Below are 14831 nucleotides of genomic sequence, written 5' to 3'. Positions count from 1 at the left end.
GCCGGACGCGGGGAGGGCGCCTATCGGGTCTCACCGTAGCGGTTTTGCGAGATTCTATCGACCGCCTCCGACAGGCGGCTGACGGGGGCGGCCTTCACGCCCCGGTCCTTGACCGTCAGCGGGGGCGAAAGGGCCATGTCGAACCCCAGTTTGCGGGCCTCGCGCAGGCGGGCCTCAGCTCGGCCCACCGCCCGCAGTTCGCCCGACAGGCTGATCTCGCCGAAGACGACGCAGCCCTGCGGCAGGGGCATGTCCATGGCCGAACTGATCAGGGCCGCCGCCGCCGCCAGATCGGCCGCCGGCTCATTGATGCGCAGTCCGCCCGCCACGTTCAGATAGACGTCCTGATCGCCGAAGCCGATGCCGCAACGCGCCTCCAGCACCGCCAGCACCATGGCCAGGCGCCCGGTGTCCCAGCCGACCACGGCCCGGCGCGGCGTGCCGTAGGCGGACTTCGACACCAGGGCCTGCATCTCGACCAGCACGGGGCGCGAGCCCTCGATGCCGGCGAAGACCGCCACGCCGGGCGCGCGGTCGGTGCCCTCGCCGAGGAACAGGGCCGACGGGTTGCTGACCTCGCGCAGGCCGCCGTCGCCCATCTCGAACACCCCGATCTCGTCGGTGGCGCCGAAGCGGTTCTTGCCCGCGCGCAGGATGCGGAAGGGATAGCCGCGCTCGCCCTCGAAGCTCAGCACGGCGTCGACCATATGCTCGACCACGCGCGGTCCGGCGACCTGGCCGTCCTTGGTCACGTGGCCGACCAGGATGACGGCGGGCCCGCCCGACTTGGCCAGCCGCACCATCTCGCTGGCGCAGGCGCGGACCTGGGTCACCGAGCCGGGTCCGGCTTCATGGGCGTCGGACCACAGGGTCTGGATGGAATCGACGATGACGATGTCGAATTTCTCGCGCTTCAGCGTCCCGAGGATCTCGCGCAGCGCCGTGGCCGAGGCCAGCTCGACCGGCGCCTTCTCCAGCCCCATGCGGCGGGCGCGCGAGCGGATCTGCTCCACCGCCTCCTCCCCCGAGATATAGGCCACCCGCTTGCCCGCCAGCGCCGCCCGTCCGGCCACGTCCAGCAGCAGGGTCGACTTGCCGACGCCGGGATCGCCGCTCAGCAGGATAGCCGAGCCGGGCACTACGCCGCCGCCGCACACCCGGTCGAACTCGGCCACGCCGGTGATGATGCGCGGCGGCTCGGGCGTGTCGGACTGGAGGGTCTCGAACTGCAGGCCGCGCGTCCGGCTGGCCGCCGCCGGCTTCAGCGCGCCGGGCGGGGCCGAACGGCTTTCCTCCACGATGGAGTTCCACTGCCCGCACGCGCTGCACTGGCCGGACCACTTGCCGTGGACCGCCCCGCAGGACTGACAAACATAGATCGCGCCGTCTCTCGCCATGCCGCTGGCTTACAGGAGTCGGCGAAGGCGGGGCAGGGGGCGCCTACAGGCCTACGACCAATTCTGACGTACCGCCCGCGGCGCACGCTGGATACCCAGCGACTAGCTTTGCCGTTGCATCGGTGTATCGTTGTTCGCTCAAGGGAGCGCGGGTCATGGACGCCTACGGTAATCTGACGACGGACGACGAGTTCCTCACCGGCCGGCGCATCCGCTTGATCTCTTATCTTGATCCCGATGTGGCCATGGGAGTGACGGGCGACACCGATACCGGCTGGTCCGGCGTCGGCGTGCACCGGTTGTCGAACGGCAGTCCGAACGAGACGATCTTCATCGCCGGGGTCGCGGCGGGCAGCAAATCCCGGATGTTCTACCTCGCCTGGGGCAGCGACCCGAACCAGGCCCTGTCCATGGAGGGGGACTCCACCGGCCGTCTGACGCTGGAGCCGATCTCCCAGTCCATCGACGGCGACCCCACCTATTACCCGGAGTTCCAGGCCCAGTGGCAGAATGGTCCCTGGTTCGTGCTCAGCGCCTTCGGCTCCAGCCAGGTCGTGGACATCAGCGAGTCCGGCACGGACGAGAACAATCCGATCATCGCCTTCCAGGCCAACGGCGGCGGCAACCAGACCTGGCGCGCCCAGGACGTGGATTTCGTCCCGCCGACCGGCGGCGCGCTGGCCAACGCCGACACCCCGGCGGCCTCGGCTGCGCCGGATCCCGTCAAATCCAGCAAGCCCGGCTGAGGAAACCCCCATGGACGCCTACGGCAATCTGACCGACCTGTCGGAGTTCGCGAACGGACGACGCCTCCGGCTGATCTCCTACATGGATCCCGACATCGCTTTCGGGCTCCACGCCGCGCGGCCGTCCGGCGGGAGCGGTTTCATGGGCGAGGTCGAGACCCTGGCGCTGGAGTACTTCATCGGCGTGCGGCGAATGTCGCTGGGGGATGACGGCGCGACCGTCCTCGTCGCCGAGGCCGCGCCGGGCGGCACGTTCACGCTCGGTTGGGGCGCCGATCCCGGATGTCTGCTGATCTGGGGAGACGGGGGCTTCAGCCTGTCGAACGACCGCGTTCCTATGGATGACATGTCGGGCGATCCCTCGACCCGCTTCACGATCGATTTCGTCGACGGCTGCTGGTTCGCGCTCAACAATCCGGATCATGACCGGGTCGCGGATATCGCGGGCGAACACACGGACGAGCGCACGCCGATCATCCCGTGGTCGTGGAACGGCGGCTCCAACCAGATCTGGCGCGCCGAGGCGGTCTAGCCGACGTAGAGGCGCGGCACGCGGGTGGTGATCGAGGTCAGCAGTTCATAGCTGATCGTCCCCGCCGCCGTCGCCGCGTCGTCGATCATCCGGTTCGGGCCGTACAGTTCGACGCGGTCGCCGACGGAGACGTCCAGCCCGCTGACATCGACGGCGCAGACATCCATCGAGACGCGGCCCAGGATCGGGCGCAGTTCGCCCCCGACGAAGACCTCGCCTCGGGGGCTGTAGCTGCGCAGCAGGCCGTCGGCGTAGCCCGCCGCGCAGGTGGCGATGCGGACCGGGGCGTCGGCGCGGAAGCCCCGGGAGTAGCCGACGCTTTCGCCCGCGGGCACGTCGCGCACCTGCAGCACCTCGGCCTCCACCGTCGCGACGGCGCGGATACGGGGATCGGGGCGGCCTTCCGGCCCGCCGCCGTACAGGCAGATGCCCGGGCGCAGGGCGTCGAAGGCGTAGTCGGGACCCAGGAAGGCGCCGCCCGAGTTGGCGAACGACCGCACCGTCCCCGGATAACGCAGCGCCGCCGTCGCGAAGGCGTCGCGCTGGCGGGCGTTCATCGGCTCGTCCGGGGCGTCGGCGCAGGCCAGGTGGCTCAGCACCAGCTCAAGCCCCTCGAACGGCTCGGGCGCATCTTCCACGCGGAAGCCCAGCCGGTTCATGCCGGTGTCGATCTGCAGGCCGGAGGGACCACCGTTCGCGGCGCGCCATTCCGCCAGCTGCGCCGCGGTGTTCAGCACCGGTCGCAGGTCCGCCGCCGCCAGTCGCCCAGCGTGGCCGGTCAGGCAGCCGTCCAGCACATAGATCACGGGGCCGCCGCCCAGCGCCTGGCGCAGGGCCTCGCCCTCGGCGCTGCGGGAAACGAAGAAGGTCCGCGCCCCCTCGGCCGCCAGCCGGGTCGCGCACGCCGCGGCGCCCAGGCCGTAGCTGTCGGCCTTGACCACGGGGTGCACGGGGGCGCCGCCCACCGCCTGCAGGGTGTGGAAGTTCGCGGCGAGCGCGTTGAGGTCGATGGTCAGCGTGGCCGGAGAGGGCATCCCGCCATCTAGAAGCCTCCCCTTGTGCGATGCAACACGAGTGGTCGCGGCAAGTGCGGAAAAGGCGATCTCCGCAGCAAGGACGGCGCCCCCGAAGGGGCGCCGCCGGTCAAAATCAGGGACACATGTAATAGTAGGTCCACACCTCGGAATCGTAGGTCGTGGTGTTGCCCCAGGTCACAGGATCGGTGTCGCAATAGATTTGCGCGCCGCCCACCAGCTGACCGCCCGAAAGATAGGCGACGCTGGCCCAGGGTCCCGAAGTCGCGGCGGGCGGCGGGGATGCGGTCGCGGTTCCGGAGGCGGCCGCCAAGGCGATGGCGGCGGCGAAGGCGAGTTTGGCGATGGTCTTCATCGGTAACCTCCCTAAGGGCGAAAGCGCCCGCGTCAATACCATCACAGATTGAGAAGAGCCTCAACCTGCAGGTGTTGTCACAGGGGGTATCCCGGGCGGTTCGTCAGCTGCGCGGGAACGCGATCCCGCCGGTGTCGAACAGGTGCGCCTGCTCCGACGGAACCGCCAGCGCCAGGGCCTTGCCCGTCTGGGGCCGCACGTCGCCCGGCAGTTGCACCGTAAGGGCCGTCTCGCCGTAGGTCGCATACGCATAGGTGGCGTGACCCAGAGTCTCGGCGAAGGTCACCTGCGTCATGATCCCGCCGCTGGACCCGCCTAGGGCTAGGTGTTCGGGACGGATCCCAAGGGTGACCTTGTCGCCCGCCTTGGCGGTCGAGGCGTCCACCAACACCTTCAGCGTATCGCCCGCGGCCGTCTTCACGGTCGCAGCCTTCGCCGTCGCGGTGACGATCTCGGCCGGGATCAGGTTCATCTTCGGGCTGCCGATGAACTCGGCGACGAACAGGTTGCGGGGCCGTTCGTACAGCTCCATCGGGGCGCCGACCTGTTCGATCACGCCCGCGTTCAGCACCACGATCCGGTCGGCCAGCGTCATGGCCTCGACCTGGTCGTGGGTGACGTAGATCATGGTCGTCTTCAGCCGCTCATGCAGCCCGGCGAACTCGTAGCGCATGCGCACCCGCAGGGCGGCGTCGAGGTTGGACAGGGGTTCGTCGAACAGGAAGACCTGCGGCTCGCGCACGATGGCCCGGCCGATGGCGACGCGCTGGCGCTGCCCGCCAGACAGGGCCTTGGGCTTGCGCTCCAGATAGTCGGTGATGTTCAGCGTTTCAGCGGCGGCGCGCACCCGGCGGTCGATCTCCGCCTTGTCCGCCTTCGCAAGTTTCAGCCCGAAGGCCATGTTTTCATACACGCTCATGTGCGGATAGAGCGCGTAGGACTGGAACACCATGGCGATGCCGCGGTCTGACGGGGACAGGTCGTTGACCTTGCGTCCGCCGATGGCGATCTCGCCGCCCGAGGCCTCTTCCAGACCCGCGATAGTGCGCAGCAGGGTGGATTTGCCGCAGCCCGAGGGGCCGACGAAGACCACGAACTCGCCGTCCTCGATCTGGAGATCGATTCCCTTCAGCACCTCGGTCGTCCCGAACCGCTTCGTCACGCCGGTCAGCCGGACGTCCGCCATGTTTCCTGCCCGTTTCTTGTCGCCCGACTCGCGGCGTTGGCCGCCGTTCGAGCCGATTTCGATGTCACCGTAAACGGTTACAGTCGCGGCGCAAGGCGACGCAGGGCGGCGTGGGCCCCGGAGTTACCGGGGACCCTTGGGCTTGAAAGGCTTGCTCGCGGCCGGCTTGCCGCGCGCGTCCTTGGCCGCCCACGGACGGTCGCCGCCCTTGGGCTTGCCCTTCCACGGCTTGTCGCCGGCGGCGGCCGGAGCGGCCTCGGCGTCCGATCGCGGCGTCCAGGGCGTCTTGCCCTCGGCGGCGGGCTTCTTCACCCACGGCTTCTTGCCGGGAGGGGTCGGATCGGCGGCGGTCCGCTTGACCCAGGGCTTCTTGCCCTCGGCGGCCGGAGCCGCGGCGTCATCGCGCTTCACCCAGGGCTTCTTTTCACCCTGCGGGCGGTCCTCACGCGGTTTCCAGGCCGGCTTGTCGCCGTCCTCGCGCTTGACCCAAGGCTTCTTGGCGCCCTCGGGACGGTCTTCCCGGGGCTTCCAGGCGGGCTTGTCGCCGCCCTCTCCGCGCGCCTTCCAGGGCTTCTTGTCGGGACGATCCCCGCCGCCGGCGGGCTTCTTGTCCCAGCGGCTGACGGGCTTCTCGGACGGTCCTGGCTTGACCGCCGGTTCGATCTTCACGCCGTCTTCCAGACCCTGGGCGATGGCGGCCTCGAACTTGGCCTTCATCTCCTCGGTGATCTCGAACTTGGTCTCGCGGTCGAAGATCTTGATCGCGCCGATGTCGCGCTTGGTCACGTGACCCAGACGGCAGATGGTCGGCATCAGCCACTTCGGGTCGGCGTTCTTGTCGCGGCCGATATTGATGCGGAACCAGGCCATGTCCCCGCCGCGGGCGAAGTCCGTGTACGGGACGTCCGGCTGGCCCTTGTCGTTCTTGCCGCTCTCCTGCTGACGCTTCATCCGGTCGTCGTCATAGACGTCCTCGGGCGGCGGCAGCTTCTCGCGGTACAACCGGATCAGGGCGGCGGCGATTTGCTCGGGCGTGCTCTTCTCCAGAAGCTGTCGGCCCATGGCCAGCATGTCCTCGTCCTCGACCGGAGCGGTCAGGACGGGGTCGGTCAGCATGCGCTGCTGGTCCTTGGCGCGGATCTCGTCGGCGCTCGGAGGCCCCGACCATTCGGCTTTGATGCCGGCGGAGCCCAGCATCAGCTCGACCTTGCGGCGGCGCGTATAGCTGACCAGCAGGACAGACACGCCCTTCTTGCCCGCCCGGCCCGTACGGCCCGAACGGTGCAGCAGGCCGGCCTTGTTGACCGGGATCTCGGCGTGGATGACCAGGCCCAGGTCGGGCAGATCCAGACCGCGGGCGGCCACGTCGGTGGCGACGCAGACGCGGGCGTGACCGTCACGCAGGGCCTGCAGCGCTTCGGACCGCTGGCTCTGGGTCAGCTCGCCGGACAGGCCGACGACCGAGAAGCCGCGCTCGCGCAGGGACGAGGTCAGATGCTTCACCCGCTCGCGCGTGTTGGCGAACACCAGGGCGCCGGGCGCCTCGAAATAGCGCAGCACGTTGACGACCGCGAGCTCGACCTCGTTCGGGGCGACGCGGATGGCCTTGTACTCGATGTCGGCGTGCGAGCCGGCGCCGGCGACCGTGTCGATCCGCAGCGCGTCCTTCTGATAGGTCTTGGCGAGCTGCACGATGTCGCGCGCCAGCGTCGCCGAGAACAGCAGGGTGCGGCGCTCGGCCGGGGCGGCGTCGAGGATGAAGGTCAGGTCTTCCTGGAAGCCCATGTCCAGCATCTCGTCGGCTTCATCCAGCACGACGGCCTGCAGCGTCGACAGGTCCAGCGCGCCGCGCTCGACGTGATCGCGCAGGCGGCCCGGGGTGCCCACGACGATATGGCAGCCGCGATCCAGCTGACGGCGCTCGGTCTTGGGATCCATGCCGCCGACGCACGAGACGATTCGCGCGCCGGTCTGGGCGTAGAGCCACTGCAGTTCGTTCGACACCTGCAGCGCCAGTTCGCGCGTCGGCGCGATCACCAGGGCGACGGGGGCGCCGAACTCGGCGAATTTCTCGGCTTCGCCCAGCAGGGTGGGAGCCAGGGCCAGGCCGAAGGCCACCGTCTTGCCCGAGCCGGTCTGGGCCGAGACCAGCAGGTCGCGGCCTTGTTCGGCCTCCAGGACGGCGGCCTGGACGGGGGTGGGCTCGGCATAGCCGCGTTCGGAAAGCGCGCGGTCAAGCGCGGGATGGCTGGCGGGGAAGGGCATGGGCAGGGTCCGTAGGGCGCCGACGCGGCGCGCGCCAGCCATTCCGGCAAGCGAAGGGCGGGGCATGTGCGCCGCAATCAAGGCGGAACCGCGGCCCCGGGAGCGCTGTTCCGCCATTTCCTGACGCGGGGGGCGGTTCCCGCTGACAAGCTGGGCGTGTCAGGGCAAGCTGCGCCGACTGGGGGATTTCATGCTTCGAACCGTTCTCGCCGCCACGACCGCCCTTACCGTCCTGGCCGCACCCGTCTTCGCCCAGGTCCGTCCGGGACAGGACACGCCCGCCGTCGGAGCCTCGGGCACGCGCGCCACGCCGGATACGTCGCCCGTCCAGGTCAGGCCGACCGGCCGGATCGAGCCTGGCCTGGCGGTCGGCGAAACCGTTCGCAACCAGCTGGCGGGCGGCGACGCCACCCTCGACAGCGGCGAATACATCGACCGCTACACCGTGCCCCTGCGGCGCGGTCGGACCTATGAGGCGACCCTGTCCGGCCGGGGCTTCGATCCCTACCTGCTGGTGCGCGGTCCGGGCGGTCTCAGCGAGGACAACGACGATGATCCCGCCGCGCGCGGCTCGCGCGACAGCCGGATCCGGTTCACCGTCCCGGCGGATGGCGTCGTGACCATCGGCGCGACCAGCTATGGGGCGGGCGAGACGGGAGCCTACACCCTGCGGCTGACCGCCGTGGGCGGCGGGGCCGATGCGCCGGCCGCCGCCGCGCCAACAGGCGTGATTCGCCTGGGCCGGCCGGTCTCGGGTGAACTGCGGGACGGCGACGCGACGCTCAGCAGCGGCGAGTACACCGACAGCTGGACCCTGGCCGGTCGCCGGGGGCAGCAGCTGGACATCCGCCTGACCTCACAGGCCTTCGATCCCTATGTCGCCATCTCCGGTCCCGACGGCTTCTCCGAGTTCAACGACGACGACGCCTCCGCAGCGGATTCGCGCGACAGCCGCCTGCTGGTCACCCTGCCGGCCGACGGGGCCTACACCATCACCGCCACCAGCTACGCCGCCGGAGAGCGGGGGGCCTACCAGTTGTCGGTGCTGGAAGGCGCCGGCGCCGAGAAGCCGCCCGCGGCCGCGGTGCGAGCGTCCGAACAGGCCTCGCCCGGCGGGGAGATCCAGATCGGCCAGGCCATCGGCGGGGCCCTGTCCAGCGGGGACGAAACCCTCGACAGCGGCGAGTATTTCGACCGCTACACCTTCAACGGCCGGCGCGGCGAGCGCGTGGCGGTCGAGCTGACCTCCTCGGCCTTCGACGCCTACACCATCGTGCGCTCCCCCTCGGGCGAGCAGTTCGACAACGACGACGGCGACGACGGCACCAACAGCCGCCAGCAGATCACCCTGCCGGAAGACGGCCGGTACGAGGTCCAGGTCACCTCCTATCGTCCGGGCGAGACGGGCTCGTATCGCTTCACCGTCGAGCCCGGTCAGGAATCCTCGCGTCAGGCGGCGGCGCCCGGCGGCGCGCGGGTGTTCGCGGTCATGGTCGGGGTTTCGGACTACGGCGGCGCCCAGAACGACCTGGCCTTCACCGACGAGGACGCCCGCAAGCTGGCCGAGGCGCTGCAGCGCGAAGGCTCGCTGAACGACGCCAGCGTCGTCCTGACCAACGCCGAGGCCACGGTGGCGGGCGTGCGCTCGGCCTTCGAACGCGTCGCGGCCCAGGCCGGGCCGGACGACATGTTCCTGTTCTTCTTCTCCGGCCACGGCGACCAGAACGAGGTCGCGGTCAGCGGCGTCGAGCCGGACGGCAAGAGCGAGTCCATCGTCCTGCGCGACGGCGAGATCAGCGACGCCGAGATGGGCCGCCTGTTCGGGACGCTGCGCACCCGCCTGTCGCTGCTGGTGATCGACGCCTGCTACTCGGGCGGCTTCGCGCGCAACGTCGTCGACCGCCCCGGCGTCATGGGCTTGTTCAGTTCGGAAGAGGACCTGACCAGCGCCGTGGCCGACAAGTTTCGCGCCGGCGGCTACCTGTCCCACTTCCTGCGCGAGGGTATGTCCGGCGAGGCCGACATGGACGGCGACCGCCTGGTCACCGCGGGCGAACTGGCCACCTATCTGCGCCGTCAGTTCCGCACCGAGGTCGAGGACGTCGAATCGGAAACCCAGGACGGCCAGCGCAACTACCAGAACCTGGTCATCGACCGGGGCGGCGTGCAGGTCGACGACGTGATCGTGCGCCTGCCGGTCGCCGAATAGCGAGAGGATGAAGTGATGAAAGCATCGGGGTCGATCCTGGGCGGTTTTGTGATCCTGGCGAGCCTGGCGGCCGCATGCGGAACCGCCGCGCAGACCCAGGCTCGCGGTCCGGAACGCGCCCTGGTGGGGGCGACCTGGTCGGGTGGCGAAGAGCGGGGAATCGCCGGTTATGAAAACTATGGCGGCTCCTTCGTGCGTGCGCCGGTTGCGATCGGCGTTCACCGCTCGCTTTCGAACCCACGCGACTGGATCTTCGTCTCCAAGATCGAAATCGGTCGCGCTGGAGATCATGCCCTGTGGCGAGGCGTGGACACGGTTCGGGCGTCAGGACGCACCGCCGAGAGCTACGTCGCCTATGAATGCAAGCGGGCGAGCCGGGGGCTGAAGGACTCGACGCCGGAGCCTGGCGTCATCGCTCTGGTGGGCGCCGAATATGCGGTCGACAACGGCGACTTCGGCCTGCTGCGCGCCGAAGCGGCATGGGACGTGTCCGCCGACGGCGGATTGACCGCAATCCGCGAGCCGGTCGTCTGCGCCGACGAAGGCTACGGAGTCTGAAGGAGCAGGAAGGAAATGGTGGATGTGACAGGGATTGAACCTGTGACCCCCTCGGTGTGAACGAGGTGCTCTCCCGCTGAGCTACACATCCATCTCGGGCCCCGCAGCCATGTGCCTGTCGGGGAGGGCGCGGACATAGCCCGACCTCCCCGATGGCGCAAGCCTAGATGCCCGATGCTTTCACGGCGTCCGGCGTTTCAGCCTCCGGGTCGCCCGGAAGCCAGGCCACGTGGCCGTTGTAGATGTCCTCGTTGAGGATCTTCTCCTCCTTGGCGACCAGCACGGGGACCAGCATCTGGCCCGTGACATTGGTCGCCGTGCGCATCATGTCGATGATCCGGTCGATGGCCACGATGTAGCCGATGCCTTCCAGCGGCAGGCCCGCCGTCGACAGGGTCAGGGTCAGCATGACGATCGAGGTGCCGGGCACGCCGGCGGTGCCCAGCGAGCCCAGCACGGCGGTCAGGCCGATCAGGACGTACTGGGTCAGCGACAGATCAATGTTGAAATACTGGGCGATGAAGATCGAGGCGATGGCCGGATAGATGGCGCCGCAGCCGTCCATCTTGACGCTGGCGCCCAGGGGCACGGCGAAGGCGGCGTAGGCCTGGGGCACGCCCAGCCGCTCCACCGTCTGGCGCAGGGTGATCGGAAGGGTGCCCAGCGACGAGGAGGTGGCGAAGGCCGTCTGCTGGGCCGCGAAGGCGCCGCGGAAGAAGCTGCGGACCTTCAGCCCGTGCAGCTTCAGCAGGCCCGAATAGACGATCAGGATGTGGAACAGGCAGGCCGCGTAGATGGCGAAGATGAACTTGCCCAGCGGCAGCAGGGCCTCCCAGCCGTAGCCGCCGACGACCGAGCCGATCAGGCCGAACACGCCGAAGGGGGTCAACTGGATGACCCAGCGGGTGATGCGGAAGACGATCGCCGCGCCCTCATCGACCAGCCGGCGCGCCGTCTGGGCCCGGTCGCCCAGCGCCACCAGCGCTCCGCCGACCAGGGCCGAGAAGAAGATGATCTGCAGCACCTTGCCGTCGCTCAGGGCGGCGAAGGGATTGGTCGGGACGATGCCGATCAGCACCTCCAGGGGCGTCGGGATCACCCGCTCACGCACTTCGCCCAGCGGCAGGTTGCTCAGCCCCATGCCCGGATTGATCAGGTGGCCGAAGGCGAAACCGACCAGCACGGCCAGCAGGGAGGTGATGGCGAACCAGACCAGGGTCCGCACGCCCAGCCGTACCGCCCCGGCGCCTTCGCCCAGCTTGGCGATCGAACTGGCGATGGTGAACAGCACCAGCGGCGCCACCACCATCCGGATCAGGTTCAGATAGACGTCGCCGATCGGCTGCAGCCAGACCTCCGCCTTATCCCGCAGGATCAGGCCGGCGAGGATGCCGAGGCCGAAGCCGGCGAATGTCCGAATCCACAGCGGGATCGCGAAGAAGCGACGGATCATGGACGGGTCTTTCGAGTGGCCAGCCCTTGCAGATGTTAGCAGGTGCAGCAAACCGCAACCGCCCGAGGCGCGGTTTTTAGCCGACCAGCCGGTCAATCGCCGTTTCCAGCTGCGCGAAGGCGTCGATCAGCACGTCTCCGCCCAGTTCGGCGGGCGCTATGGGGGTGTAGCCGTAGGTGACGACGATGCAGGCCAGGCCGGCGTTCTTCGCCGCGCCGACGTCCGGCGGGGCGTCCCCGACCATGATCGCCCGCGCCGGATCGCCGCCGGCCATCCGCACCGCCTCGATCAGATGGGCGCCCGAGGGCTTGCGCGCGCTGACCTTGTCCGGCCCGGCGATGGCCGCGAAATGCCGGGTCAGGTCCAGTTTTTCCAGCAGCAGCATGGACAGGTCGGTGCGCTTGTTGGTCGCCACGCACAGGATCGCCCCGCGCGCCGCCAGCCGCTCCAGCGTCTCGACCACGTCCGGATAGGGCCGCGAATGGTCGGCGATGTGCAGGACGTAGTCAGCCAGGAAGGCCTCGAACAGGGCCGGCGCATCCGCCTCGTCCCAGGTCGCGCCCGCCCGCTCGAAGCCGTGCTGCAGCATGGCTCGCGCGCCGCCGCCGATCAGGGAGGCGGCGCTGTCCATCGGCGCCGCCGGCAGGCCGCGCGCGACCAGCATCCGGTTCAGCGTCCCCACCAGATCGACGTGGGTCTCCACCAGCGTCCCGTCCAGGTCGAAGGCGATGGTCCAGCCGTCGAGATCCCGCTGCGTCACCCGTCTCTCCCGTCAGCGGCCCCGATGGGCTAGACCGGACCGGTGACTATCCGCCGGACCGATTCATGACCACCCACGCCGAACCCAGATCTTCTGAAGCCAGGGCCGCCATCATCCTCGCCGCCGGGCAGGGGACGCGGATGAAATCGCCGCTGCCCAAGGTGCTGCACCCGGTCGGCGGCCGCGCCATGCTGGATCACGCCATCGACGCCGCCGAGGCCCTGGGCTGCGAGCGCATCGTGGTCGTCGTCGGCTCCCACTCGCCGGAGGTGCGCGCGCACGTCGTCGCGCGGCTGGGCGAGGACGCCATCGCCGTGCAGGACCCGCCGCTGGGCACCGGCCACGCCGTCCGCGCCGCGGAGGCCGTGCTCGGCGACTTTGTCGGCCAGGTGGTGATCACCTACGGCGACGTGCCCCTGCTGCGCGCCGCCGACATCGAGCCGGTCTTCGCCCAGACCGAGGGCGTGCGCGTCATCGGCTTCGAGGCCCGCGATCCCGGCGCCTACGGCCGCCTGGTCATGGACGGCGAGACCCTGACCGCCATCACCGAGGCCAAGGAGGCGTCGGCCGAGGTCCTGGCCATCACCGCCTGCAACTCGGGCGTCATGGCCGCGCCGATCGGCCTGCTGTTCGAACTGCTGGCCGAGGTGAAGAACGAGAACGCCAAGGGCGAATACTATCTGACCGACGTGGTCGAGCTGGCCCGCGGACGCGGCGCTCCGACCCGCGCCGTCATGGCCGACGAGGACGCCGTCATGGGCGTCAACGCCCAGGGCGAACTGGCCGTCGCGGAGGCCCTGTTCCAGAAGGTGCAGCGCGAGACCTTCCTCGCCGCCGGGGTCACCATGGCCGCGCCTGACACCGTCCACTTCTCGTGGGACACCGAGGTCGGCGGCGGCACGACGATCGAGCCCTATGTCGTCTTCGGCCCCGGCGCGAAGATCGCCCCGGGCGCGCGCATCCGCAGCTTCAGCCACATCGAGGGCGCGACGGTCGCCGGCGGCGCCGAGGTCGGCCCCTACGCCCGCCTGCGCCCCGGCGCCAAACTGGCCGAGGGCGTGAAGGTCGGCAATTTCGTCGAGGTGAAAAATGTCTCCATGGCCGCCGGGGCCAAGGCCAACCACCTGGCCTATCTCGGCGACGGCGAGGTGGGGGCCAAGGCCAACATCGGCGCCGGGACCATCTTCTGTAACTACGACGGCTTCTTCAAACATCGCACCACGGTCGGCGAGGGCGCTTTCGTCGGCTCCAACACCTCGCTGGTGGCTCCGGTCACCATCGGCGCCGGCGCCATGGTCGGTTCGGGCTCCGTGATCACGTCCGACGTCGCTCCCGGCGATCTCGGCCTAGCCCGCGCGCCCCAGACGGCCAAGGCCGGCTGGGCGGCCAGATTCATGGAGATGATGCGGGCGAAGAAGGCGAGGGGCTGATCACCACGCTTCCCCGCGTCTCCATGGCCGGATAAAGCCCGCCTGTCCGTGCGATTCCTTCCCGCAAGCGAGCTGACCATGTCCGATATTCAAAAGAAGAACGCCGGCGAGGCCGCCGCCCTCCGGGTCGAGGCCGGGATGGTCGTCGGCCTGGGCACCGGTTCGACCGCCGCCTGGTTCGTCAAGGCGCTGGCCGCTCGCAACCTCACCGGCCTGCGCTGCGTGCCGACCTCGGAGGCGACCGCCGAACTGGCCCGGGAACTGGGGCTGACGCTATCGACGCTGGAGGACAGCCCGCGCATCGACCTGACCGTCGACGGCGCCGACGAGGTCGGGCCGGGACTGGCCCTGATCAAGGGCGGCGGCGCGGCCCTGCTGCGCGAAAAGCTGGTGTGGGAAGCCTCGACCCGCTGCATCTGCATCGCCGACAAGGCCAAGGTCGTGCCGGTCCTAGGCAAGTTCGCCCTGCCGATCGAGGTCGTCGCCTTCGGGCACAAGACGACCGGCAACCGCATCGCCGACGTCCTGACGGACCACGACATCGCCATGCCCGCCCGCGTCCGCATGGCCGAGCGCGGCCTGGTCCGCACCGACGGCGGCAATCTGATCTATGACGCAGCCTGCGGCGCGATCCACGACCCGGCCCGTCTCGCCGACGACCTGAAGCTGATCACCGGCGTGGTCGAGCACGGTCTGTTCCTCGACCTGGCGGACGAGGCGATCATCGGCACGGACGACGGGGTTGAGGTGCTGCTGCCCTGATACCAATTACTCCGCTCATCCCGGCGAAAGCCGGGACCCAGACCTTTGGGTGAGCACTCTTTCCGGTCGGCGCGGATGAAGGTCCGGAAGCGCCGGCGTCATGCTGGACAGCACTGGGTCCCGGCTTTCGCCGGGATGAGCGGA

At 69.6% G+C, this 14831-nt stretch carries 13 protein-coding genes and 1 tRNA gene; 6 read left to right on the top strand and 8 right to left on the bottom strand.

All coding sequences use genetic code 11. The features are described 5' to 3' along the window. Positions 1-20: 20 nt before the first annotated feature. Complete coding sequence (gene radA / locus AC3WRV_RS10805) at positions 21-1397, bottom strand: DNA repair protein RadA (RefSeq protein WP_492313241.1); 1377 nt, start codon at positions 1395-1397, stop codon at positions 21-23. A gap of 155 nt (positions 1398-1552) precedes the next feature. Between radA and AC3WRV_RS10800 the strand changes: the two genes are divergently transcribed. Next, positions 1553-2143, top strand: a complete 591-nt coding sequence (locus AC3WRV_RS10800; protein WP_492313240.1) for an RICIN domain-containing protein — start codon at positions 1553-1555, stop codon at positions 2141-2143. 10 nt (positions 2144-2153) lie between these two features. After that, positions 2154-2675, top strand: a complete 522-nt coding sequence (locus tag AC3WRV_RS10795) for an RICIN domain-containing protein (protein ID WP_492313239.1) — start codon at positions 2154-2156, stop codon at positions 2673-2675. Here AC3WRV_RS10795 and alr read toward each other — a convergent pair. From alr to AC3WRV_RS10775, 4 genes are all read right to left on the bottom strand, one after another. After that, the gene (alr, locus tag AC3WRV_RS10790; protein ID WP_492313238.1) at positions 2672-3709 is read right to left on the bottom strand and encodes an alanine racemase; all 1038 of its coding nucleotides are present in this window, start codon (positions 3707-3709) and stop codon (positions 2672-2674) included. The genes AC3WRV_RS10795 and alr overlap by 4 nt on opposite strands. Before the next feature lie 115 nt (positions 3710-3824). Further along, complete coding sequence (locus AC3WRV_RS10785) at positions 3825-4064, bottom strand: hypothetical protein (protein WP_492313237.1); 240 nt, start codon at positions 4062-4064, stop codon at positions 3825-3827. Between the two features lie 103 nt (positions 4065-4167). Continuing rightward, positions 4168-5250 (bottom strand): ABC transporter ATP-binding protein, encoded by a 1083-nt coding sequence (locus AC3WRV_RS10780; protein WP_492313236.1) that lies wholly within the window; start codon positions 5248-5250, stop codon positions 4168-4170. Positions 5251-5373: 123 nt separating this feature from the next. After that, positions 5374-7515 carry a DEAD/DEAH box helicase gene (locus AC3WRV_RS10775; RefSeq protein WP_492313235.1) on the bottom strand — a complete coding sequence of 714 codons (2142 nt, stop codon included), beginning with the start codon at positions 7513-7515 and terminating at the stop codon, positions 5374-5376. A gap of 190 nt (positions 7516-7705) precedes the next feature. On the opposite strand from AC3WRV_RS10775, the gene AC3WRV_RS10770 reads away from it, so the two are divergent. Continuing rightward, the gene (locus AC3WRV_RS10770) at positions 7706-9724 is read left to right on the top strand and encodes a pre-peptidase C-terminal domain-containing protein (protein WP_492313234.1); all 2019 of its coding nucleotides are present in this window, start codon (positions 7706-7708) and stop codon (positions 9722-9724) included. Between the two features lie 15 nt (positions 9725-9739). Beyond that, positions 9740-10282: a hypothetical protein gene (locus AC3WRV_RS10765; protein WP_492313233.1), complete on the top strand. Its 543-nt coding sequence runs from the start codon at positions 9740-9742 to the stop codon at positions 10280-10282. Between the two features lie 16 nt (positions 10283-10298). Here the strand turns inward: AC3WRV_RS10765 and AC3WRV_RS10760 are convergent. From AC3WRV_RS10760 to AC3WRV_RS10750, 3 genes are all read right to left on the bottom strand, one after another. Then, positions 10299-10373 (bottom strand) — tRNA-Val (locus AC3WRV_RS10760). 72 nt (positions 10374-10445) lie between these two features. Then, positions 10446-11735, bottom strand: a complete 1290-nt coding sequence (locus tag AC3WRV_RS10755; RefSeq protein WP_291838731.1) for a dicarboxylate/amino acid:cation symporter — start codon at positions 11733-11735, stop codon at positions 10446-10448. Positions 11736-11811: 76 nt separating this feature from the next. Then, the gene (locus AC3WRV_RS10750; RefSeq protein ID WP_492313232.1) at positions 11812-12495 is read right to left on the bottom strand and encodes an HAD-IA family hydrolase; all 684 of its coding nucleotides are present in this window, start codon (positions 12493-12495) and stop codon (positions 11812-11814) included. Between the two features lie 65 nt (positions 12496-12560). Between AC3WRV_RS10750 and glmU the strand changes: the two genes are divergently transcribed. Both glmU and rpiA read left to right on the top strand, forming a co-directional pair. Continuing rightward, positions 12561-13925: a bifunctional UDP-N-acetylglucosamine diphosphorylase/glucosamine-1-phosphate N-acetyltransferase GlmU gene (gene glmU / locus AC3WRV_RS10745; protein ID WP_492313231.1), complete on the top strand. Its 1365-nt coding sequence runs from the start codon at positions 12561-12563 to the stop codon at positions 13923-13925. A gap of 78 nt (positions 13926-14003) precedes the next feature. Beyond that, entirely contained in the window at positions 14004-14687 is a 684-nt protein-coding gene (gene rpiA / locus AC3WRV_RS10740; protein WP_492313230.1) for a ribose-5-phosphate isomerase RpiA, read from the top strand. The last annotated feature ends 144 nt before the right edge of the window (positions 14688-14831 follow it).

It is taken from the genome of Brevundimonas sp. EU05-FHT14B11 (assembly GCF_058790835.1).
This window is presented reverse-complemented; position numbering and strand designations above follow the sequence as displayed.

Excerpts from the sequence above, each read along its gene's own strand:
- radA (WP_492313241.1), bottom strand. The coding sequence starts at position 1,397 with ATGGCGAGAGACGGCGCGATCTATGTTTGTCAGTCCTGCGGGGCGGTC.
- AC3WRV_RS10800 (WP_492313240.1), top strand. The coding sequence starts at position 1,553 with ATGGACGCCTACGGTAATCTGACGACGGACGACGAGTTCCTCACCGGC.
- AC3WRV_RS10795 (WP_492313239.1), top strand. The coding sequence starts at position 2,154 with ATGGACGCCTACGGCAATCTGACCGACCTGTCGGAGTTCGCGAACGGA.
- alr (WP_492313238.1), bottom strand. The coding sequence starts at position 3,709 with ATGCCCTCTCCGGCCACGCTGACCATCGACCTCAACGCGCTCGCCGCG.
- AC3WRV_RS10785 (WP_492313237.1), bottom strand. The coding sequence starts at position 4,064 with ATGAAGACCATCGCCAAACTCGCCTTCGCCGCCGCCATCGCCTTGGCG.
- AC3WRV_RS10780 (WP_492313236.1), bottom strand. The coding sequence starts at position 5,250 with ATGGCGGACGTCCGGCTGACCGGCGTGACGAAGCGGTTCGGGACGACC.
- AC3WRV_RS10775 (WP_492313235.1), bottom strand. The coding sequence starts at position 7,515 with ATGCCCTTCCCCGCCAGCCATCCCGCGCTTGACCGCGCGCTTTCCGAA.
- AC3WRV_RS10770 (WP_492313234.1), top strand. The coding sequence starts at position 7,706 with ATGCTTCGAACCGTTCTCGCCGCCACGACCGCCCTTACCGTCCTGGCC.
- AC3WRV_RS10765 (WP_492313233.1), top strand. The coding sequence starts at position 9,740 with ATGAAAGCATCGGGGTCGATCCTGGGCGGTTTTGTGATCCTGGCGAGC.
- AC3WRV_RS10755 (WP_291838731.1), bottom strand. The coding sequence starts at position 11,735 with ATGATCCGTCGCTTCTTCGCGATCCCGCTGTGGATTCGGACATTCGCC.
- glmU (WP_492313231.1), top strand. The coding sequence starts at position 12,561 with ATGACCACCCACGCCGAACCCAGATCTTCTGAAGCCAGGGCCGCCATC.
- rpiA (WP_492313230.1), top strand. The coding sequence starts at position 14,004 with ATGTCCGATATTCAAAAGAAGAACGCCGGCGAGGCCGCCGCCCTCCGG.